Below are 21,503 nucleotides of genomic sequence, written 5' to 3' on the forward strand. Positions count from 1 at the left end.
CTAACCGTCCCGCGGGGCGGGCTCGTCCAGCAGGATCCGCTCCAGCTCGGCCCGGCCCGGCAGTCCCCGCGGGTGGACGGTCTCCCCGGTGCGTACGTAGAGGAAGGTGGCGGTGACGTCGGTGAGCGGCAGATCGTGCAGCTCGGCCCAGGCCAGCCGGTAGACGGCGAGCTGGAGGGGGTCGGCCGTGCGGTGGCGGGTGGTCTTCCAGTCGACGATCTCGTAGGTGTCACCCGTGCGGTACACGGCGTCGATCCGGCCCCGGATCACCCGGCCGGCCAGGGTGATCTGGAACGGGGTCTCCACCCGGTACGGAGTGCGCCGGGCGTACGCCGTGCGCTCGAAGGCCTCCTTCAGCTCGGCGAGGTCGCGCTCGTCGGCGATCTCCGCGTCGCTCTCGTCGCCCCCGGGCAGCTCGTCGGGGCCGAGCATGGGCAGCGGCAGCTCCTCGTACCGGGACTCCACCCAGGCGTGGAACCGGGTGCCCCGACGGGCGGCGGGCTGCGGCGGCCGGGGCATGGGCCGGGCCAGCTCCTTGGCGAAGGCGTCGGGGTCCTCGGCCAGGCGCAGCAGCTGGGTGGCGGAGAGCGAGGCGGGGACCAGGACGTCGTGCACGGTGGCGCGGGCGCGGCGCAGCTCCCCGGCCAGGGCGTCGAGATCCCGGTCCCAGGAGGCGAGGGTGCGGGTCTCCTCGGGGGTGAGGCTCTGCGCAGGGCCGGTTTCCCGCGGGTGGCGGGCGGCGGGGATGTGCGGGGCGGTGTGCCGTACGGGCTCCGGTGCCGCGTCGGGGGCGGCCTGGGCGTGCGGGGGCGTGTCCGGGGCGCCCGGGGGGCGTTCGGCGGGGAGGTCGTCCCAGTCCCAGTCCTCGTCGATCGGGGGCTCGCCGGTCGGGGGCCCGTCGATCGGGGGCTCGTCCTCGTACGCCGGTACGGCATCGGGTTCGGGCCCGTACGCCGGTGGCTCCTCGGCCCCGTGGACGGCCAGGCTCTCCAGGTGGGCCAGCACCGTGTCCCGGGCCGCGCGGCGGCGGGCCAGAGCCGTGGCGTCGAGCGGGAGCGGCCAGGCCTGGTCGGTGCCGGGCGTCGCGAGGGCCGGGTTCTCCTCGTCCTCGGCGGGCTCGTCCGCCCAGGCCTCGATCTCGCCGTGGCCCGCCACGCAGTGCTCGTACAGCGCCTCCAGGAACGCCGACGGGCCGCGCGTCCGCTTCTGGGACGGGCCCCACCAGTGGCCGGAGCCGAGGAGGAGGGAGCGGGGGCGGGTGAAGGTGACGTACCCGAGGCGCAGCTCCTCCGTGTGCTGGTGCTCCTTCATCTCCTCCTTGAACGCCTTCATGCCCTTCGCGTCGAACGCGCCCAGCACGGGAAGGGTCGCCGCGTCGCCGCGCAGGGCGTGCGGGAGCACCTTGGCCTGGGCGGTCCAGGCGTCGCGGGACCGGTCGCTCGGGAACTGGCCGGTGACCAGGCCGGGCACGGCGACCACATCCCACTCCAGGCCCTTGGACTTGTGCGCGGTGAGGACCTTGACGGTGTTCTCGCCGCCGGGCAGCGCGTTGTCGAGGCCCTTCTCGTACTGCGCGGCCGTCCGCAGGAAGCCGAGGAAGGCGAGCAGCGACGCCTCGCCGTCCAGGGAGGCGAAGGAGGCGGCTACGTCCAGGAAGTTGGCCAGCGTCTCGCGGCGGCGGGCGGCCAGCGCCTGCGGGGAGGCGGACAGCTCGACCTCCAGACCGGTGGTGGCCAGGACCCGGTGCAGGACGTCCATCAGGGGGTCGGCGAGCGAGCGGCGCAGGTCGCGCAGCTCGCGGGCGAGCCGGGCGAAGCGCACGCGGGCCTCCGCCGAGAACGGCAGGGCGTCGTCCGCCGCGTCCCCCGCGATGAGGAAGGTGTCCAGGGCGTCGGCCAGCGATATCACCTCGGCCGGGTCCGTGCCCTCGACGGCCTCCGCGAGCCGCCGGTCCGGGTCGGCGTCCTCCCCGTGGGCGGCCCGGTGGACCAGGAGGCGGGCGCGGCGGCCCAGGAGCGCGAGGTCACGGGGGCCGATGCGCCAGCGCGGGCCGGTGAGGAGGCGGACCAGGGAGGCGTTGGCGCCCGGGTCCTGGAGGACCTCGCAGACGGCGACCAGGTCGGCCACCTCGGGCAGGTGCAGCAGCCCGGCCAGGCCGACCACCTCGACCGGGATGTCCCGGGCGACCAGGGCCGCCTGGATCTGCGGGAAGTCCCCGGCCGTGCGGCACAGGACGGCGATCTCGCCGGGTGGGGTGCCGGTGCGCACGAGGTGGGCGAGGGAGTCCGCGAGCCAGTCGATCTCCTCGGTGTGCGTGCTCAGCAGGGCGCACCGGACCATCCCGTCGCGCTCCGCCCCCGGCGCGGGGCGCAGCGCCTCGACGCCCTCGTGCATCGCGCGCAGCGGCTCGGCGAGGCCGTTGGCGAGGTGGAGGAGGCGGCCGCCGCTGCGGCGGTTCTCGCTGAGGCTGTAGCGGGTGGCGGGGGTGCCGTCGGCGTGCGGGAAGTGCTCGGGGAAGTCGTCCAGGTTGGCGACGGAGGCGCCGCGCCAGCCGTAGATCGCCTGGCAGGGGTCGCCGACGGCGGTCACCGCGTGGCCGGTGGCCGTGGCGGACGTACCGCTGCCGAACAGCGCCGAGAGCAGCAGTCGCTGGGCCACCGACGTGTCCTGGTACTCGTCCAGCAGCACGACCCGGAACTCCTCCCGCAGGATCGCCCCCACCTCGGGCCGGGTCAGGGCCAGCTCGGCGGAGAGGGCGATCTGGTCGCCGAAGTCCAGGAGGTCCCGGCTCCGCTTGGCGGTCCGGTAGCGCTCGGTGAGGCCGAGGAGGGAGCGGCGGGCCTCAGCGGTCTCGGGGATCTTGCGCAGGTCTGCGTTGCTGAGCCTGGCGGTGGCCAGCTCCCGCAGCAGCTCGGTGTCGTACGTGTCCAGCCGGCCGGGGCGTACGAGGTGTTCGGACAGCTCCCCGTCGAGCGCCAGGAGGTCGCTGACCAGGGTGGAGAAGGAGCGGGTGAGCGCCGGATACGGACCCGGGGCCTCGCGCAGAACCTTCGCCGCGAGCTGGTAGCGGGTGGCGTCGGCGAGGAGGCGGGTGGAGGGCTCCAGGCCGATGCGCAGGCCGTGCTCGGTGAGGAGGCGGCCGGCGAAGGCGTGGTACGTGGAGATGGTGGGCTCGCCCGGCGGGTTGTCCGGGTCGATGACCTCGGGGTCGGTGACCCCGGCGGCGATGAGCGCCTTGCGGACGCGCTCGGCCAGCTCGCCCGCCGCCTTGTTGGTGAAGGTGAGGCCGAGGACCTGCTCGGGTGCGACCTGGCCGGTGCCGACGAGCCAGACCACACGGGCCGCCATCACCGTGGTCTTCCCCGACCCGGCTCCGGCCACGATCACCTGCGGGGCGGGCGGCGCGGTGATGCAGGCCGTCTGCTCCGGGGTGAAGGGGATCCCCAGGAGCTCCTTGAGCTGCTCGGGATCGGTGATGCGCGAGGACACGTGGGAAACGGTAACCGGAGCCACTGACAACCCGGTACGAACCGGATCCCTCACTCCACCACCTGCCGCCCCTCCGGCTGCGCGCTGCACGAGGCGCGGAAGGTGCAGTGCGTGCAGTGCGTGCCGGTGGTGGGCGTGAACCGTTCGTCCAGGACCTTTCCGGCGGCCGTCGCGAGCAGGTCGGAGACCCACTCCCCGGCCAGCGGCTCCTGCGCCTGGACCTTGGGGAAGGCGTCGCCGCCCTCCTTCTTGGGGGCGGGCTGACGGAGCTGGACCAGTTCGGCGCCGCCGGGCTCGGGCCGCTTCCCGTCGAAGACCTCGTCGACCGCGCCCTCCCGGACGGCCAGCTGGTAGACGGCGAGCTGGGGGTGGGTGGCGACCTCGTCCTTGGTGGGCGCGCCCTTGCCGGTCTTGAAGTCGACGACGTACGCCCTTCCTTCGGCGTCCTGTTCCACCCGGTCCATGGAGCCCCGGATGCGGACGGCGTACGCGCCCGCCTCCAGGGTCACGTCGAAGTCGTGCTCGCTGGCGGTGGGCGTGCGGCCGCCCCGGTCCAGGACGTGCCAGTGCAGGAAGCGTTCCAGGGCGGCGCGGGCCTGGTCCTTCTCCTGCTCGGACTTCCAGGGGGCGTCGAAGGCGAGGCCGTTCCAGACGGAGTCCAGGCGCTCCATGAGGACGTCGAGATCGGCGGGCGTACGGCTGGAGGCGACCTCGTCGGCGAGTACGTGGACGACGTTGCCGAACCCCTGGGCGGCGGTGGCCGGGGCGTCGGCCTTCACCTCGCGGCCCAGGAACCACTGGAGGGCGCAGGTGTTGGCGAGCTGGTCGAGGGCGGAGCCGGAGAGGGTGACGGGCTGGTCGCGGTCGCGCAGGGGGACGGCGGAGCGGGTCGGTTCGTCCAGGCCCCACCAGCGGGACGGGTGGGCGGCGGGCACGAGCGCCTGGCCCTCGTCGTCGGTGAGCGCGGCGAGCCGGGCGAGGCGGTGGGCGGCGGCGTCCCGCAGGGCGTCGGAGGCGGCCGGGTCGACCGTGGTGGCGCGCAGCTCGGCGACGAGCGCGGCGACGGCGAGGGGGCGGCGCGGGCGGCCGGTGACGTCGCGGGGTTCGACGCCCAGCTCGGTGAGGAAGCGGGAGGGCTGATCGCCGTCGTCGGCGGGGGCCTTCACGGCGGTGACGACGAGGCGTTCGCGGGCGCGGGTGGCGGCGACGTAGAAGAGGCGGCGCTCCTCGGCGAGCAGGGCCCCGGGCGTGAGAGGTTCGGCGAGCCCGTCGCGGCCGATCCGGTCCGCCTCCAGGAGGGAGCCCCGGCGGCGCAGGTCGGGCCAGAGCCCCTCCTGGACCCCGGCCACGACGACGAGCCGCCACTCCAGGCCCTTGGAGCGGTGGGCGGTCATCAGGCGTACGGCGTCGGGGCGGGCGGTCCGCCGGGAGAGGGTGTCGGCGGCGATGTCCTGGGCGTCGACCTCCTCCAGGAAGTTGAGGGCCCCGCGCCCCCCGGTGCGCTCCTCGGCGCGCGCGGCGGTGTCGAACAGGGCGCACACCGCGTCGAGGTCCCGGTCGGCGTTGCGTCCGCCCGCCCCGCCGCGCAGTGCGGCCCGCTCCAGCCTGCCGGGCCAGGGGGTGCCGTTCCACAGGGTCCACAGGGCCTCCTCGGCGGTCCCGCCGCCTTCGAGGAGCTCGCGGGCCTTGCGCAGGAGCGCGCCGAGGCGCTGCGCGCCGTGGGCGTACGCCGGGTCGTGCGTGACCAGCCGCTCGGGCTCGGCCAGGGCGCGGGCCAGCAGCTCGTCGGAGGGGGCGGGGAGGCGGATCCCGGCGGCCCGCTCCTCGTCGCGCAGGGCCCGGCCGAGGCGGCGCAGATCGGCGGCGTCCATGGAGCCGAGGGGGGAGGCGAGGAGGGTGAGGGCGGTCTCGGTGTCGAGCCAGGGGGCGGTGACGGGGGCTTCCGCGCGGGGCTCGTCGCCGACGCGGGGCTCCTCGTCCGCGCGGGGCTCGTCCGCGCGGGGCTCGTCCGCGCGGGGCTCGCCGGCCTCGGCACGGTCCGGCTTCGCGGTCGCTGCCGGGGCCGGGGCCGGGGCCGGGGCCGGCGAGGGGTTCGTCTCCGACGCCGAGGCCTCCGCCGGATGCATCTCCTGGTCCGCTTCCCGGTCCGCCTCCGGGGCAGAGGCCGAGGTCTCCGCCGGTCCCGCCCCCCGGTCCGCCCCCGCCCCCGCCTCCGCCTCGTCGGACCGGCCGGTGTGCAGTGCCGCCGTGGCCACCGTGCGCAGAGCCGTCAGCAGCGGGGCGACGGCCGGTTCGTGGCGGAGCGGGAGGTCGTCGCCGTCGACCTCCAGGGGGACGCCGGCGGAGGTGAGGGCGCGGCGGACGGCGGGCAGCGAGCGGCCTCCGGCCCGTACCAGCACGGCCATCTCCCGCCACGGAACCCCGTCCTCCAGATGGGCGCGGCGCAGCAGGTCCGCGATGTTCTCCAGCTCCGTGGAGGCGGTCGGGTAGGTGTACGTCTCCACCCGGCCGCCCTCCCGGACGGCGTGCAGCTCGCGGTGGGCGCGGACGGTGTCGGCGGGCAGCCGGGTCAGCGGCATGCGGCGGGTGAGCAGCCGGGTCGCCGCGAGCAGCTCGGAGCCGGAGCGCCGCGAGGTGGTGAGCACGCCCACGGGGGCGGGAGTGCCGTCGGCCCTCCGGAACGTGTCGGGGAATTCGAGGATGCCGTTCACGTCGGCGCCCCGGAACGTGTAGATCGACTGGTCCGGGTCGCCGAAGGCCACCAGCGTCCGGCCGCCGCCCGCCCCGCGCCCCCCGCTCCCGCCCCCGGCGTGCGCCCCGCGCGCCCGGTTCCCCGCCAGTGCGTGCAGCAGGCGTACCTGCGCCGGGTCGGTGTCCTGGTACTCGTCGACGTACACGGCGTCGTACGCCCCGGCCAGTCGCGCGGAGACCTCGGGGCGCTCGGCGAGCAGGACCGCGCGGTGGACCAGCTCCGCGTAGTCCAGGACGCCCTGGGCGTCGAGGATGTCGAGGTACTCGGCGAGGAACTGGGCCGCCGCCGACCAGTCCGGGCGGCCCGTGCGGCGGGCGAAGGCGGCGAGCGCGTCCGGGCCGAGGCCCAGTTCGCGGCTGCGGGCGAGCACGGCGCGCACCTCGTCGGCGAAGCCGCGGGTGGTCAGGCAGGCGCGCAGCTCGTCGGGCCAGCGGACGTGCGCCAGGCCCTCCTTCTCCAGGTCGAGCTGGCCCGCGAGCAGGTCGCGGACGGTGACGTCCTGCTCGGGTCCGGAGAGCAGGCGCAGCGGGTCGGCGAAGAGATCGGCGTCCTGGTGGGCGCGGACCAGGGCGTAGCAGTACGCATGGAAGGTGGTGGCCTGCGGACCGCGGGCCGCGCCGAGCCGGGCCGCCATCCGGTCGCGCAGCTCGACGGCGGCCTTGCGGCTGAAGGTGAGGACGAGGATGCGGGCGGGGTCGGCGCCCCGGTTCACCCGGGCCGCCACGGACTCCACGAGCGTGGTGGTCTTTCCGGTGCCGGGACCCGCGAGGACGAGCAGCGGTCCTTCGGCGTGATCAACCACGGCACGCTGGCCTGCGTCCAGGAGAGGAGGCTCCACGGAACCCGGCGGAGTGCGCACCAGTCGGTACGCGCCCGTGGTCCGCGGCCGTGACTCACGGTGCGGACTGTGCCGGGTGGAAGAGGAGGAGCTCACGTGGATCGCCGGTCCTGGTGGGTTTACGGGGACGTACGGGTCCGGGTCGTACGGACCGGACAGGTCATGAGGGACGAGGGAAATCGTGCGGGACGAGGAGAGGGGCGCGCGTGGAGCGCGGTGACGACGCTACGCCAGCGGGGGCGCGGGAGGCGGCGGGTGCGCTGCGTCCCTCGTCACGTAGCGGGACGCGCCCTGCCGGACACGGGTGGCGGCGCGGGCCGTCAGATGTGAGTTTCCTCGCCCTGACCGCCTGCGGGGCCGCCGTCACCCGCCCCCTCGCCGTCCCAGCGCGCGCGTCGCATGTCGAGCCGGGGGAGGTGGCCGTCGGCATGGCGCGACGCCTCGCGCAGCGGGGTGCCCTCCGCTCGGTAGTGGTCCAGCGCCCGCAGCTCGTTGCCCGGGAGCAGCGCCCCGTCCGCCCGCACCACGCGCCACCAGGGCACGGCGGAGCCGTACAGCGCCATGACCCGGCCGACCTGCCGGGGGCCGCCGTCGCCCAGCCACTCCGCGACGTCGCCGTACGTCATGACCCGGCCCGGCGGGATCAGGTCGGCGACGTCGAGGACCCGCTCCGCGTACTCCGGCAGTTCACCCGTCTCGTCGTGGCTCATCCGCCCCATCCTGCCGTACGCCACCGACAGCGGGGCCGGATCCGTGCCGGTAGGGGCGCCGGGCATGCGCGCGGGTGCAAAGGGGCGTATGTTGCGCATCCCGCGCCTGGGCGACGCACCCTGATGCCCCCCTCCGTCTCCGGGCCGTGCCACCATCATCCGGGCGGTGACCGGTGATACGAGACCACGAAGACGAACCAGAGGCGACGAAGGAGCAGGGCGTGCAGCCACCGAAGGCGGCGGACGCCTCCGATGCCGGAGACCGCCCGTCGAACTCGCCGGAGCCCGCCGGGGAGCGCGCGGGGAGTGCGCCGGCCCCTTCGAACGCTCCCGAATCTTCGAACGCGCCGGAGCCCTCGGACGCCCCAGAACCTTCGAACGCTCCGGCGCCTTCGAACGCGCCGGAGCCCTCGAACGCGCCGACGCCCGCCGGGCAGCGCCTGGAGAAGGCCCCGGATCCCACCGCCGTACTCCGCGCCGACGGCCCCACCGCCTCCACCAGCGGCCACCTGACCGGCTCCACCCTGGCCTCCGCCGAGGCCGCCCTGACCGACCGGGTCTCCGGCGACGAACCGCTGCTCCCCGCCCGGGTGCACCGCCCGTCCGACCTGATGCGGCTGCTCATCGGCATCGCCGCCATCGCCCTGCTGTTCGCCGTCGCCGCCTTCGCCCAGGGCACCACCACCGGCCTCGAGGACGACATCTCCAAGGGCACCGAGCAGGCGCCCGATCTGCTGATCAAGATGGCCGGACTGGTCTCCAGCATCGCCGTGCTGCTCGTACCGGTCGCCTTCGCCATCGAGCGGCTGATCAAGCGGGACGGGCTGCGCATCGCCGACGGCGTACTGGCCGCCGTGCTCGCCCACGGGGTCACCCTCGCCACCGACCTCTGGGTCTCGCGGTCCGCGCCCGGCACCATCCAGGAGGCGCTGACGCAGCCGCAGCCGGGCGCCGGACTGACCGACCCGGTGCACGGCTACCTCGCCCCGGTGATCGCGTACATGACCGCGGTCGGGATGGCGAGACGGCCGCGCTGGCGGGTCGTGCTCTGGGCGGTCCTGCTGCTCGACGCGTTCGCGATGCTCGTCGGCGGCTACACCACCCCGTTCTCGATCATCCTGACGGTCCTGATCGGCTGGACCGTGGCGTACGGAACGCTGTACGCGGTCGGCTCCCCGAACGTCCGCCCCACCGGCCAGCACCTGATGGCGGGGTTGCGGCACGTCGGCTTCCGGCCGGTCGCCGCGATGCGCACCGAGGACGCCCCCGACAACGACAACACCGACCCGAACGACCGGGGACGGCGGTACCTGGTCACCCTGGAGGACGGGCCGCCGCTGGACGTGACGGTCGTCGACCGGGAGCAGCAGGCCCAGGGGTTCTTCTACCGGGCCTGGCGCCGGCTGACGCTGCGCGGGATCACCCAGCGCCGCTCGATCCAGTCGCTGCGGCAGGCGCTGGAGCAGGAGGCGCTGCTCGCGTACGCGGCCATCGCCGCCGGGGCCAACGCGCCCAAGCTGATCGCCACCTCCGAGCTGGGCCCGGACGCGGTGATGCTCGTCTACGAGCACATCGGCGGCCGGTCGCTGGACCAGATGGAGGACGAGGAGATCACCGACGACCTGATGCGCGGCGCCTGGCGTCAGGTGAAGGCCCTCCAGTCGCGCCGGATCGCGCACCGCAGGCTGACCGGTGACGCGTTGCTGGTGGATCGCTCCGGCAAGGCGTTCGTGACGGACCTGCGCGGCGGCGAGATCGCCGCCGGTGACCTGGTGCTGCGGATGGACGTGGCCCAGCTGCTGACCACGCTGGGGTTGCGGGTGGGGGCCGAGCGTTCGGTCTCCGGCGCCCTGGCCGTGCTCGGGCCGGACGCCGTCGCGGACTGTCTGCCGCTGCTCCAGCCGATCGCGCTGAGCCGCTCCACCCGGGCGACGCTGCGCCGGCTCGCGCGGGAGCGTTCGCAGCAGGAGCGCGAGGCGGTGCTGGAGGCCTCGCAGGCGGCCAAGGAGGCGCGGGCGCAGGACGCGGCGCACGATGCGACCCGGGCCGCCGACGAGGGCTCGGCGCGGGACGCCGGGGAGCGTACGCCGGAGCGCGAGGCCGGGCAGACAGCCGGACTGGCAGCCGGGCAGACGGCCGAGCGGGCAGCCGAGCGGCCGGCGGGGCGGAAGGCCGAGCCCAAGGCCGGTCACCGGGCCGAGCGCAAGTCGCTGCGGACCGAGAAGCAGGCCGAGAAGCGGGCCGTGGACGATGCGCTGGAGGAGGCCCGGGAGGGGGACCTGCTGGCCCAGATCCGCCGCCAGGTGCTGCTGATCCGGCCGCAGGCACCGGTCGAACCGGTCCGCCTGGAGCGGATCAAGCCCCGGACCCTCTTCAGCTTCATCGCCGGGGCCATCGCCGCGTACTTCCTGATCTCCCAGGTCACCCAGGCCGACTTCGGAGTGCTCGTGGAGCAGGCGGAGTGGGGCTGGGTGGCCGCCGCGCTCGGTTTCTCGGCGCTCAGCTACGTGGCGGCGGCGATGAGCCTGCTGGGGTTCGTGCCGGAGCGGGTGCCGTTCCGCAAGACCGTGCAGGCACAGGTGGCCGGTTCGTTCGTGAAGATCGTCGCCCCGGCCGCCGTCGGCGGGGTGGCGCTGAACACCCGCTTCCTCCAGCGCGCCGGAGTGCGCCCCGGTCTGGCCGTGGCGAGCGTCGGGGCCTCCCAGCTCTTCGGGCTCGGCTGCCACATCCTGCTGCTGGCCCTCTTCGGCTATCTCACCGGTACGGAGAAGACCCCGGACTCGCTCACCCCCTCCCGTACGGTGATCGCCGGTCTGCTGACGGTCGCGGTGCTGGTGCTGGTGGTGACGGCCATCCCGTTCCTGCGGAAGTTCGTGGTGACGCGGGTGCGCTCGCTCTTCGCCGGGGTCGTACCGCGCATGCTGGACGTGGTGCAGCGGCCGCAGAAGCTGGTCACCGGGATCGGCGGGATGCTGCTGCTGACGGGTCTGTTCGTGCTCTGTCTGGACGCGTCGATCCGGGCGTTCAGCGGCCCGGACGTGACCCAGCTGAGCTACGCGAGCATCGCCGTGGTCTTCCTCGCGGGCAACGCCCTCGGCTCCGCGGCGCCCACCCCGGGCGGGATGGGCGCGGTCGAGGGCGCCCTGACGCTGGGCCTGATCGCGGTCGGCCTGCCGATGGAGGTCGCGGCGCCGGCGGTGCTGCTGTACCGCGTGATGACGCTGTGGCTGCCGGTGCTGCCGGGGTGGATCTGCTTCAACCAGCTGACCCGGAAGGGCGAGCTGTAGGGCGCGGAGCCGGCCTGGCGGGGCGAGCTGCCGGGGCACAGCCGACCCGGAAGGGCGAACTGCGGGCGCCCAGCCGGCCCGAGAGGACGAGCTGCGGGCCTCCAGAGGCCTTCCGCACCGCCTCCAGGGGCCCTCCCCGCACCCGCCTCCCGGGGGGGGGCTTCCGTTCCGCCTCCAGGGGCCTTCCTCGCCGCCTCCGGGGGGCCTTCCGTACCGACGGGCGCACCACCCGCATGGACCGTGCCCCGCGCGCTCCCCGGCGCCCCGCCGCACGATGGAGCCCATGAGGACTTCCCCCGCCCTGCGTGCCGCCGCCCTCGCCGCCACCGCCACCGTGCTGCTGCCCCTGGCCGGCTGCTCGGACGGCGACGACGGAGGCGGGGAGGGCCGCTCGACGCCCTCCGGGGCCTCGACCGCCTCCCCCACCGCCACCTCGAAGGAGCTGGCGTCGCAGGAGCTGGACTGGTCGCCGTGCCCGGCGCCGAACGTGGCCCAGGGCGGTGGGGAGTCGCCCTCCCCGCTGCCCGGCGGCACGGTCTGGGAGTGCTCCTTCATGGACGTACCGCTGGATTACGGGGAGCCGGACGGCCGGACGATCGAGCTGGCGCTGATCCGGGGGAAGGCCAAGGACCAGAAGCGGCGGATCGGGTCGCTCCTGTTCAACTTCGGCGGGCCCGGCGCGTCCGGTGTCGCGACCCTGCCGGCCTTCGGCGCGGACTACGACAAGCTCCGCACCCGGTACGACCTGGTGAGCTTCGACCCGCGCGGGGTGGGGCGCAGCGAGGGCGTGGAGTGCGCGGACGACGCCCAGCTGGACGCCATGTACCAGGAGGACTCCACACCGGACGACGCGGCGGAGGAGAAGGAGTTCGTCCAGGGCCAGAAGGACTTCATCGCCACCTGCAAGAAGAACTCGGGCCCCGAACTCCCCTATGTGGGGACGACGAACGCCGCCCGCGACATGGATCTGATGCGCACGGTGCTCGGCGACGACAAGCTGCACTACTTCGGCATCTCCTACGGCACCGAACTCGGCGGCGTCTACGCCCACCTCTTCCCGGACAAGGTCGGCCGGGCGGTCTTCGACGCGGTGGTCGACCCCACCAAGGACGTCGAGCAGTCCTCCCTCGGCCAGGCCCAGGGGTTCCAGCTCGCCTTCGACAACTTCACCGAGGACTGCGCGGACCGCGGCGACAAGTGCGCCCTGCCCGGCTCCACCGGGGCGGAGGTCGAGAAGTGGATCGCCGACCTCCTGGTGAAGCTGGAGGAGAAGCCGATCGACGGGCTCGGCGACCGGCCGCTGACGCAGACCCTGGCCACCACCGGCATCGCCTCCGCGCTCTACTCCAAGGAGACCTGGCCGCTGCTGGAACAGGGCCTGGACGAGGCCGAGGGGGGCGCCGGCGCCCTCCTCCTCGCGCTGGCCGACTCGCTGAACGGCCGCTCCGAGGACGGGCGGTACGACAACTCCAACGCCGCCAACATCGCGATCAACTGCGCCGACAACAAGCAGCGCTTCACCCTGGAGCAGACGAAGGCGGCCCTGCCCGCCTTCCGCAAGGCGTCCCCGATGTTCGGGGAGTACCTGGGCTGGGGCCTGATGGGCTGCACCGGCTGGCCGGTGGCGGGCGCCTGGGAGACCCCGGACGTCAGCGCCCCCGGCTCGGCGCCGATCCTGGTCATCGGCAACACCGGTGACCCGGCGACCCCGTACGCGGGCGCGAAGGCGATGGTGGAGAAGCTCGGCGAGGGAGTGGGCGTCGAGCTGACGTACAAGGGAGAGGGCCACGGGGCGTACAACAGCAAGAACGCCTGCGTACAGGGGGCCGTCGACGGCTATCTCCTGAACGGGACGGTGCCGAAGTCGGGCACGGTCTGCGAATGATCCCTCTCTTGTGACACCTCGTGCGACACCCCTTGTGACGCCTCGTGTGACGCCTTGTACGGCGCCCCTGGTGACACCTCGTGCGACACCGTTCGCGGCACCGTTCCCGATGCCCTGTCAGAGGCGCCGATTAGCATGGCGGGACATCGCAATTGCCCGACGCGTCACCACCGGTTTCGGGCCACGGGGAGGGAAGAGCCGGATCATGCGTGCGTACCGACGGGCCGTACGAGCGGGGGCGGGTCTGCTGGCGGCGTCACTGCTGGCCGGCTGCGGTCTGCTGACCACGGAGGCCGAGGAGACCGAGCCGGCGGACGGCCGCCCCGGTGACGCTGCCGCCTCTCCGCCCCCGGTCCTGCGGGAGACGCCGAAGGCCTCGCCCCTGCCCGCCGCCCTCACCTCCCAGCGCCCCGACTGGCAGCGCTGCGAGGCCCCGCGCGGTGGCAGCGCGCCCGGTGCCGACTGGCGTTGTACGAGTGTCGAGGTGCCGCTGAACTACGCGAAGCCGTCCGGGGAGACGATCTCCATCGCGCTGATCCGCAAGCAGGCCCGCGACAAGGACCGCCGGATCGGCTCGCTGCTGTTCAACTTCGGCGGTCCCGGCGGTTCGGGCGTCGAGATACTGCCGCGCGCGGCTTCCTCGTACGGGAATCTCAACTCCCGCTACGACCTGGTGGGTTTCGATCCGCGCGGGGTCGCGGCCAGCTCCGGGGTGCGGTGCCGCACCGACGAGGAGCAGGAGCAGGCGTTCCGGAGCGTCGACCTGACCCCGGACACGGCGGCCGAGGAGGCGGCGTTCATCAAGGACGGCGCGGACTTCGGCGCGGGCTGCCTGCGCCGCTCGGGCAAGGTCCTCCCGCACGTGGGCACGTCCAACGCCGCCCGCGATCTGGACCTGATCCGCCACGTCCTCGGCGACGACAAGCTGTCGTATTTCGGCTTCTCGTACGGTACGGAGCTGGGCGGGACGTACGCGCACCTCTTCCCCCGCAACGTGGGGCGCACCGTGCTGGACGCGGTCGTCGACCCGACGGCCGACGGCATCGGCCACGCCCGCAACCAGACGACGGGCTTCCAGCGCGCCCTGGAGAACTACCTCAAGGACCGCGGCCAGGACCCGAAGGCGGGCTCGGAGCGCATCGCCCGGATGCTGGCCCAGATCGACGGGAAGCCGCTGCCGACCTCCTCCGGCCGCGAGCTGACGGAGTCCCTGGCCATCACCGGCATCGTCACCCCGCTCTACTCGCGGACCAACTGGCCCGCGCTGACGGCCGCTCTGGACGAGGCGGAGAACAAGGGCACGGGCGACGGCCTGCTCCACCTCGCCGACTCGTACAACGGCCGTGACGCCCAGGGGCGTTACGACACCCAGGCCCACTCCCAGCGGGCGATCTCCTGCGCCGACTCCAAGGCCCGCCCCACGGTGGACGAGGCCCGCGCGCTGCTGCCGGAGTTCCGCAGGCTCTCCCCGGTGTTCGGGCCGTTCCTGGCCTGGGACACGGCGGGCTGGTGCGCCCAGTGGCCGGTCGAGGGGGAGCACGAGACCCCGGAGACCAGCGCGCCGGGCGCGGGCCCGATCCTGGTCATCGGGACGACCGGCGACCCGGCCACCCCGTACGAGGGGGCGCAGCGGATGGCGGACGAGCTGGGCAAGGGCGTCGGCATCATGCTCACCAACAAGGGTGAGGGGCACGGGGCTTACGGCGAGGGCGACTGTGTGACCCGGGCGGTGGACAGCTACTTCCTGGACGGGAAGGTCCCCAAGGACGGCACGACCTGCGGGTGACGCGTACGGAGAAGGGGCCGGCCCACCTGGTGCGGTGGCCCGGCCCCTTCTCCGTACTGCAAGGTTCTGCGCGTTCTAGTAGACCGGCTTCTCGGGCTCGATCTGGTTGACCCAGCCGATCACGCCGCCGCCGACGTGCACCGAGTCGGCGAAGCCCGCCGACTTGAGGACCGCGAGGACCTCGGCGCTGCGGACACCCGTCTTGCAGTGCAGGACGATACGGCGGTCCTGCGGGAGGTCCTGGAGGGCGCTGCCCATGAGGAACTCGTTCTTCGGGATCAGCTTCGCACCGGGGATCGAGACGATCTCGTACTCGTTCGGCTCGCGGACGTCGATGATCTCGATCTTCTCGTCCCCGTCGATCCACTCCTTGAGCTGCTTGGGAGTGATCGTGGAGCCGGCCGCCGCCTCCTGGGCCTCCTCGGACACGACGCCGCAGAAGGCCTCGTAGTCGATGAGCTCGGTGACGGTCGGGTTCTCGCCGCAGACCGCGCAGTCGGGGTCCTTGCGGACCTTGACCTGGCGGTACTGCATCTCCAGGGCGTCGTAGATCATCAGACGGCCCACCAGCGGGTCACCGATGCCGGCGAGCAGCTTGATCGCCTCGGTCACCTGGATCGAGCCGACCGACGCGCACAGGACGCCCAGCACGCCGCCCTCGGCGCAGGAGGGGACCATGCCCGGCGGCGGGGGCTCCGGGTAGAGGCAGCGGTAGCAGGGGCCGTGCTCGGACCAGAACACGGAGGCCTGGCCGTCGAATCGGTAGATCGAGCCCCACACGTACGGCTTGTTCAGCAGCACCGCCGCGTCGTTGACCAGATAGCGGGTGGCGAAGTTGTCCGTGCCGTCCACGATCAGGTCGTACTGCGCGAAGATCTCCTTCACGTTGTCGGCTTCGAGCCGCTCCTGGTGAAGGACCACGTTGACGTACGGGTTGATGCCCAGCACGGAGTCCTTGGCGGACTCCGCCTTGGACCGGCCGATGTCGGCCTGGCTGTGGATGATCTGGCGCTGCAGGTTCGACTCGTCGACCTCGTCGAACTCCACGATGCCCAGCGTGCCGACACCGGCCGCGGCCATGTACATCAGGGCCGGCGAGCCGAGTCCGCCGGCGCCCACACAGAGCACCTTGGCGTTCTTCAGGCGCTTCTGCCCGTCCATCCCGACATCCGGGATGATCAGGTGGCGGGAGTACCTGCGGACCTCGTCGACGGTGAGCTCAGCGGCTGGCTCGACCAGGGGTGGCAGCGACACAGGAACCTCAACAATGCAGGTGGTCGGATTTTACGTACTTCGACTACGTACGGTTGTTCTTCCGGTAACACTGCCACGCCCCCTCTCATTCCGAGATACCGGGTCCGATCCGCGAGACAATTTCGTCCCAGTACCTGGGCAGCGTCGCGAATGGATCGGTTTGTCCACTCCGTCCGTCCCGGTCCGTGAAGAAGATCGTCCCGGCGCCCTGCCAGCGGGCGATGCGCATCGCCTCGTCGAGATGGGTGCGCGGCACCCCGTGGACGAAGTGCGCGAACCGCTCCGGCGGGTAGTCCGCCGTCCACTCGGCCACCTGGGACCAGCGGTAGTCGGTCCACGGGCCCTGGAAGGTGACCAGTTGGTCGGCCGCCTCCGCGTAACCGGGGTGCGGGTGGGTGCCGTGGCCCAGGACCAGGCGTCCGCCGTCGTCCGCGCTGTCGCTCTCCGCCAGCAGGGCGTGGAGGGTGCCGGTGAGACGGCGGACGTCGGGCAGTGGGGCCCGCTCGGCGGGGCAGCGGGCCAGGTAGAAGCCGCCGACCCGGTACCAGTCGATGAAGGACCGGGCGTCGGCGATCAGTTCGTCGAAGGGCCGGTTGCCGTGGGCCAGGTCGAGGTGGCCGAGGAGCCGGCCGCCGCAGGCGCGTACGGAGTCGTCCGGGGCCTCGCCGTGCAGGGCGCGTTCCCGGGCGTTGCGGAGTTTCCCGGCCACTTCCAGGCAGTGCGGGTCGGGCCGGGTGCCGGGGCCTTCGGCGATGTTGAGGACGGCCCAGTGCAGCGGGGTGCCGGGCCGGGTCAGCTCGGCCCACTCGGCGGGGGCGAGCAGGGGGTGGGCGTAGCCGGGGACGCCGAAGCCGAGCGGTTCGCCGCCCGCGGTCCTGCGGGCGTCGGTGGGAGCGGTCAGATACGGCACGCCGCCTCCATCCAGATGTCCGCGAGGGACTCCTCCAGATTGATCCGGGGGCGCCAGCCGAGCCGGTCGCGCGCGGTGCGGACGTCGGCCTGCTGCCAGGCCCCGCAGCCGTCCGGGTACGGGGACGGGGTCGCCGAGAGGTGCTCCATGACCGACTCGGCGGAGGTGCGCGGGGCCCCGATGGGCAGGCGCGGGGGCGGGGAGTCCAGCTCGTGGAGCGCGCCCGCGTACCCGGCGACCCGCGCGAGTACGGCGGCGGCGTCGCGGAGGCGGACGGCCCGCCCGGTGCCGATGTTGACGACGCCCTGGGCGGCGGAGAGCGAGGCGGCGTGGACGGCCCGCGCCACGTCCCGTACGTCGACGAAGTCCCGCTGCACCCCGAGGCCGCTGAGCTTCAGCTCGCCGTCGCCGGACTGCATGGCCCGGCGCATCGCCTCGGCGAGCCGGCCGAGCGGGGAGCCGGCCGGGGTGCCGGGGCCCACGGGCGAGAAGACCCGGAGCACGACGGCGTCGAGGCCCGAGCCGAGGACCAGCTCGGTGGCGGCGAGCTTGCTGACGCCGTACGGGCCGCCGGGGCGCGGGATGGCGTCCTCGGCGGTGGAGGAGCCGGGCTGCGAGGGGCCGTACTCGGAGGCGCAGCCGACCTGGACGAGCCGGGCGCCGCAGCGGCTGCGGCGCAGGGCCTCGCAGACGGTGGCGACGGCGACGGTGTTGTGGCGGGTGAGGTCGCGGGCGCCGCCGCGGGTGGCTCCGGCGCAGTTGACGACGACTCCGGGGTGGACGGCGTCCAGGAAGCGGGTGAGCGCTCCCGGGCTGCCGCCGGCGAGGTCGAAGCGGACGTCGGCGTCGTCGCCGCGGCCGAGGGCCGTGAGGTGGACAGCGGGGTCGGCGAGCAGACGGTCGGCGACGAAGCGGCCGAGGAATCCGTTGGCTCCGAGCAGCAGCACCCTCATCGCGCACCGCCTCGGTGCCGACGGCGGGCTGCCGGTGCGGGGGATTGGGGGGTCATGGCGGGTTACTCCTCGGTCGGTTCATACGGTGTCGGACAGGGCCCACGGCGTCGGCTCCGTGGGGGTGGGGCTGGGTGGTGCGGTTCGTGGGGTGGTGCGGTGGGCTGTGCGGTGGGGCGGTTCATCCGGGGGTGGTACGTCGGCGGGTCGGCTCAGGGCCGGGTATGGGTGTGGGCGGAGGCGCGGGAGAGGGCGGCACAGGCGTGGACCAGCAGTCCGAGCGCCGCCGCGCCGCAGGCGAGGGCGGGCACCGCTCCGGGGCCGCCCGCCGTGACGAGCGCGTGCACGGGCCGGGCCAGGGGTTCGAGGCCGGGCAGGCGTCCGGCGAGGACGAGGGCCGGGGCGGCGGCCTCCACGGCACAGGCGGCGGCGAGTGCGACGGTGCCCGGCTCGGGCAGTCCGTGCGCGGCGAGCAGCCGGGCCAGGAAGAACAGCACCCCGAGGGCGGCCGCCGCGACCGGCGTCCCGTTGCCGCCGAGGCCCAGGTCGGCCAGGAACAGCAGGGGGAGCAGGGCGCAGAGGAAGAGGGCGACGGCCGCCAGGAGCAGGGGGCGCACCCCCGCGCCGAACTCCTTCAGTGCGCGGCTCGCGGTGAGTTCGCGGTGGGCCCGCACGGTGAAGAGGTGCGCGCACCAGGCTGCCGGGGCGAGCGCAGCGGCGAGCCCGAGCAGCGGGGCGGGGCTCGCCTCCCACGGGCCGTCCGGGCCACCGCTGACGACCTGGGCGATCAGCTCCTCCCCGTACACCGCGAAGCTCAGGAGCCAGCAGGCGTACGTCCCGGCGCGGCCCGCCCCTTCGGGGGCTCGCAGGGGGCCCCGGCCCAGGCACAGCCGGAGCGCCAGGCAGGCCAGGAGTGCGCCGGTGACGGTCACGGCGGCCCGCGCTCCCCCGCCGAGGACCCCTTCGGTGGCCCGGAGCAGCCCGGCGGTGGCGAGGCAGGCGGCGCCGGGGAGCAGCGCGAGCAGCGTCCACCCGGCGCGGGCCCCGGTGTCGGGGCCGGCAGGGGGCGGCGGGGGCTCGGCCGTGGCGGACTCGGCGGGGCCGACCGGGGTACGGGCGTACAGCTCTTCGGCGAGCGCGAACACGTCCCGGTGGCGGTAGCGGGCGGCGGTGCGGTCGGTGAGGCCGTGGGCTTCCAGACCGGCGGCGATCTCCAGCGGGCTCACGGCCCGTTCGCACAGAGCGCGGTGGTCGCGCATCAGGGCCTTCACGGGGTCGGCCGGGCCCTGGCGCGCAGGGACGGCGGGCTTACGCGGCACGCCTCCCGGCGGGATCTCGGCGGGGCGGTCCCCTATGGCGGTGACGGTGGCGGCTGCGGGCGCGGCGGTGGCGGCTGCGGGCGCGGAGACGGAGGCGGAGGCGGGGACGGAGGCGGAGGCGGGGATGGAGGCGGCGACAAGCTCGGCGCGAGGGGCGTCGGCGGGTTCAACAGCTTCCGGAGCCTCCGGGCGAACGGCAGCCGGTTCGGCGGCACCAGCAGCCCCGACCGTATCGACACCGACACCGACACCGACACCGACACCGGCACCCGCACCGGCACCCGCACCGACGCCGACAGGCACACCGGCATCAAAGTCAGCACCAGCACCAGCACCAGCAGCGGCATCCACAGGCACAACGGCCTCTTCCGGGCAAGGCATCGAGGGAGCTTCTCCGTGGTCGGGCCGGATCAGGTGGTCACGCATCGCCGCCCCCCGCTCCGCCGGTGGCCGCACAGACGCGCACAGGCACGCGCACGGGCACGCGCACAGGCACGGGGGCCGGCTCCGGCTCCGCCCCGGCGGCCCAGCTCGGCACCCGGGGTCCCGTGGCCGGAGGCTGCGGATGGGTCCAGTGGCCGAGCAGCCGGGCCTCCGCCGGGGTGGCGAAGAGCAGGGGCTCGCCGTGGGCGTCCACCGCGTCGGCCTCCCGGCGCACCGGGGCGTGCGAGATGAGCTCCAGGTAGATGCCGCGAAACGCCGCGAGGTTCTGTTCGACGGTGAAGAGTTCGAGTGCGCGGGCCCGCGCCGCCGCTCCCAGGCGCGCCCGGCGCTCGGGGTCGCGCAGCAGGGCGATGCAGGCCTCCGCGAGCGCCCGGGGGTTGCGCGGGGGCACCACCAGGCCGGTCCCGCCGATGACTTCGACGACCGCTCCCACATCCGTGGAGACGGTGGCCCGCCCGCAGAACATCGACTCGACGAGGCCGACCGGGAAGCCCTCGACCACGCTGGAGAGCACGCTCACGCCGCCGGTCGCGTACGCCTCGGCGAGATCGGGGACCTCAGGGACGCCGATCTCCTCGAAGGTGACCGGGCCGACGCCCTCGGCGTGGGCGCCGGCGGCCTCGTCGGGGAAGAGCCGGGCGGCCAGCGCCCGGCAGTGCGCGAGGTACGCGGCGCCCTCCTCGCCCTCGGCCGGGACGCCGAAGATCCGCAGCCGGGCGTCCGGTTCGGCGCGGCGGACCTCGGCGAAGGCGTGGAGCAGGGCGATCAGGTCCTTGGCGGGCTCGATGCGGCCGGCCCAGACCAGGGTGTCCGGGCCGCCCGCGTCGTCGCGCTCGCCGACGGAGGCGAAGCGTTCGGCGGCCATGCCCGGGTGGACCGTGCGCTGCCTGGCGGGGTCGGCGCCGCACCGCTGCTGCCAGCGGCGGACATGGGTGCTGCCGGGGGTGACGAGGGCGGCCTGCCGGTAGACCTCGGCGGCGAGTTGTGCGTGGAAGCGGGCGAGGAGGGCGCGTACGGGAGCGCCGAAGGGTGCGTCGGGCGCGGAGAGGTGGTGCGCGCGGAGCTGTACGTCGTGCTCGGTGACCAGCAGCGGCACCCCGAAGAAGCGTTTGGCCAGCAGCCCCGGGATGGCGGCCGCCCCGCCGGACACCGCGTGGCAGAGGTCGACCGCGCCGAGACTTTCGGGGGCGTACCAGTCGAGCGAGAGCGGGCGCAGGACGCGCTCCAGCTCGGCGGCGGTGGCGAGGTGGTCCACGACGGTGGCGCCCTGCGCGGTCCGCCCGGCGCCCGGGGCGCGGGAGGCGGCCTCCAGGATCCGTACGGTGGTCTCGGAGCGCAGGGCGAGGTGGAGTCCGCCGCGCTCCCGGGCCAGCTCGGCCAGGCCGTAGAACCCCTCGGTGAAGAGCCCCCCGTCCGTGGCCGGGTCCGTGCGGGGGTCCTCGGCGGCGCAGAGCGCGGTCGCGAGGGCGGTGAGGTGGGCGGCGAAGCGCTTGCGGTCGCGCCGTCCGTAGGACACGCCCCCGCCGGTCACCAGCCGGGCGAGCAGGCCGCGTTCACCGCTGCCGCGCAGGGTGCCGTCCTCGGGTGTCCAGAGCGGCGCGGTGCGCACCCGGCCGACGTGGTGCGGCAGTTCGACCCAGCCCTGGTCCTCCTGGTAGGCGGAGCGGCTCAGCGCGAAGAGGTCGAACGCGTGCTGCGGCAGCCCGCGCACCAGTCGGTCGCACCAGAGTCCGGACTCACCGGTCGCATACGGGTAGCCACCTTCGGTGAGCAGTCCGATCCACTTCGATGAGCTGCGCGACGAGGCACGCCTGTTGCCCAGCGAGCTGGAGACAGCCCTGCAGGAACTGGTGGCGGCCGGGCAGATCAGTGCCGACAG

11 protein-coding genes are annotated in these 21,503 nt (G+C 74.3%); 3 read left to right on the forward strand and 8 right to left on the reverse strand.

Annotation, left to right across the window (positions count from 1 at the left end):
• The 3 genes from AB0917_RS15425 to AB0917_RS15435 all read right to left on the reverse strand — a co-directional run bounded on the left by AB0917_RS15425 (position 1) and on the right by AB0917_RS15435 (position 7,798).
• Complete coding sequence (locus AB0917_RS15425) at positions 1-3,489, reverse strand: UvrD-helicase domain-containing protein (RefSeq protein WP_366820024.1); 3,489 nt, start codon at positions 3,487-3,489, stop codon at positions 1-3.
• 50 nt (positions 3,490-3,539) lie between these two features.
• The gene (locus AB0917_RS15430) at positions 3,540-7,175 is read right to left on the reverse strand and encodes an ATP-dependent DNA helicase (RefSeq protein ID WP_366820025.1); all 3,636 of its coding nucleotides are present in this window, start codon (positions 7,173-7,175) and stop codon (positions 3,540-3,542) included.
• Between the two features lie 224 nt (positions 7,176-7,399).
• The gene (locus AB0917_RS15435) at positions 7,400-7,798 is read right to left on the reverse strand and encodes an MGMT family protein (RefSeq protein ID WP_366820034.1); all 399 of its coding nucleotides are present in this window, start codon (positions 7,796-7,798) and stop codon (positions 7,400-7,402) included.
• Positions 7,799-8,010: 212 nt separating this feature from the next.
• Between AB0917_RS15435 and AB0917_RS15440 the strand changes: the two genes are divergently transcribed.
• From AB0917_RS15440 to AB0917_RS15450, 3 genes are all read left to right on the forward strand, one after another.
• On the forward strand, positions 8,011-11,076 hold the full coding sequence (locus tag AB0917_RS15440; protein WP_366820026.1) for a lysylphosphatidylglycerol synthase domain-containing protein: 3,066 nt from the start codon (positions 8,011-8,013) through the stop codon (positions 11,074-11,076).
• Between the two features lie 283 nt (positions 11,077-11,359).
• Complete coding sequence (locus AB0917_RS15445; protein ID WP_366820027.1) at positions 11,360-12,961, forward strand: alpha/beta hydrolase; 1,602 nt, start codon at positions 11,360-11,362, stop codon at positions 12,959-12,961.
• A gap of 205 nt (positions 12,962-13,166) precedes the next feature.
• The gene (locus AB0917_RS15450; RefSeq protein WP_366820028.1) at positions 13,167-14,747 is read left to right on the forward strand and encodes an alpha/beta hydrolase; all 1,581 of its coding nucleotides are present in this window, start codon (positions 13,167-13,169) and stop codon (positions 14,745-14,747) included.
• A 75-nt stretch (positions 14,748-14,822) separates the two neighbouring features.
• Here AB0917_RS15450 and moeZ read toward each other — a convergent pair whose 3' ends face one another.
• From moeZ to AB0917_RS15475, 5 genes are all read right to left on the reverse strand, one after another.
• Positions 14,823-16,001 carry an adenylyltransferase/sulfurtransferase MoeZ gene (moeZ, locus tag AB0917_RS15455; RefSeq protein ID WP_366820029.1) on the reverse strand — a complete coding sequence of 393 codons (1,179 nt, stop codon included), beginning with the start codon at positions 15,999-16,001 and terminating at the stop codon, positions 14,823-14,825.
• Positions 16,002-16,086: 85 nt separating this feature from the next.
• The gene (locus AB0917_RS15460; protein WP_366820030.1) at positions 16,087-16,911 is read right to left on the reverse strand and encodes a spherulation-specific family 4 protein; all 825 of its coding nucleotides are present in this window, start codon (positions 16,909-16,911) and stop codon (positions 16,087-16,089) included.
• Positions 16,899-17,864 (reverse strand): NAD-dependent epimerase/dehydratase family protein, encoded by a 966-nt coding sequence (locus AB0917_RS15465; protein WP_366820031.1) that lies wholly within the window; start codon positions 17,862-17,864, stop codon positions 16,899-16,901. The genes AB0917_RS15460 and AB0917_RS15465 overlap by 13 nt, the downstream gene beginning before the upstream one ends.
• A 209-nt stretch (positions 17,865-18,073) precedes the next feature.
• Positions 18,074-19,216, reverse strand: coding sequence for a hypothetical protein (locus AB0917_RS15470; RefSeq protein ID WP_366820035.1), 1,143 nt, complete (start codon positions 19,214-19,216; stop codon positions 18,074-18,076).
• A 382-nt stretch (positions 19,217-19,598) separates the two neighbouring features.
• Positions 19,599-21,404, reverse strand: coding sequence for a DUF3492 domain-containing protein (locus AB0917_RS15475; protein WP_366820036.1), 1,806 nt, complete (start codon positions 21,402-21,404; stop codon positions 19,599-19,601).
• Positions 21,405-21,503 lie beyond the last annotated feature (99 nt).

It is taken from the genome of Streptomyces sp. NPDC007346, from assembly GCF_040703535.1.
Lineage (GTDB): Bacteria > Actinomycetota > Actinomycetes > Streptomycetales > Streptomycetaceae > Streptomyces.

Bases quoted from the DNA above. Each gene is read 5' to 3' on its own strand.
- AB0917_RS15435 (WP_366820034.1), bottom strand. From the start codon at position 7,798: ATGGGGCGGATGAGCCACGACGAGACGGGTGAACTGCCGGAGTACGCG.
- AB0917_RS15445 (WP_366820027.1), top strand. From the start codon at position 11,360: ATGAGGACTTCCCCCGCCCTGCGTGCCGCCGCCCTCGCCGCCACCGCC.
- AB0917_RS15450 (WP_366820028.1), top strand. From the start codon at position 13,167: ATGCGTGCGTACCGACGGGCCGTACGAGCGGGGGCGGGTCTGCTGGCG.
- AB0917_RS15465 (WP_366820031.1), bottom strand. From the start codon at position 17,864: ATGAGGGTGCTGCTGCTCGGAGCCAACGGATTCCTCGGCCGCTTCGTC.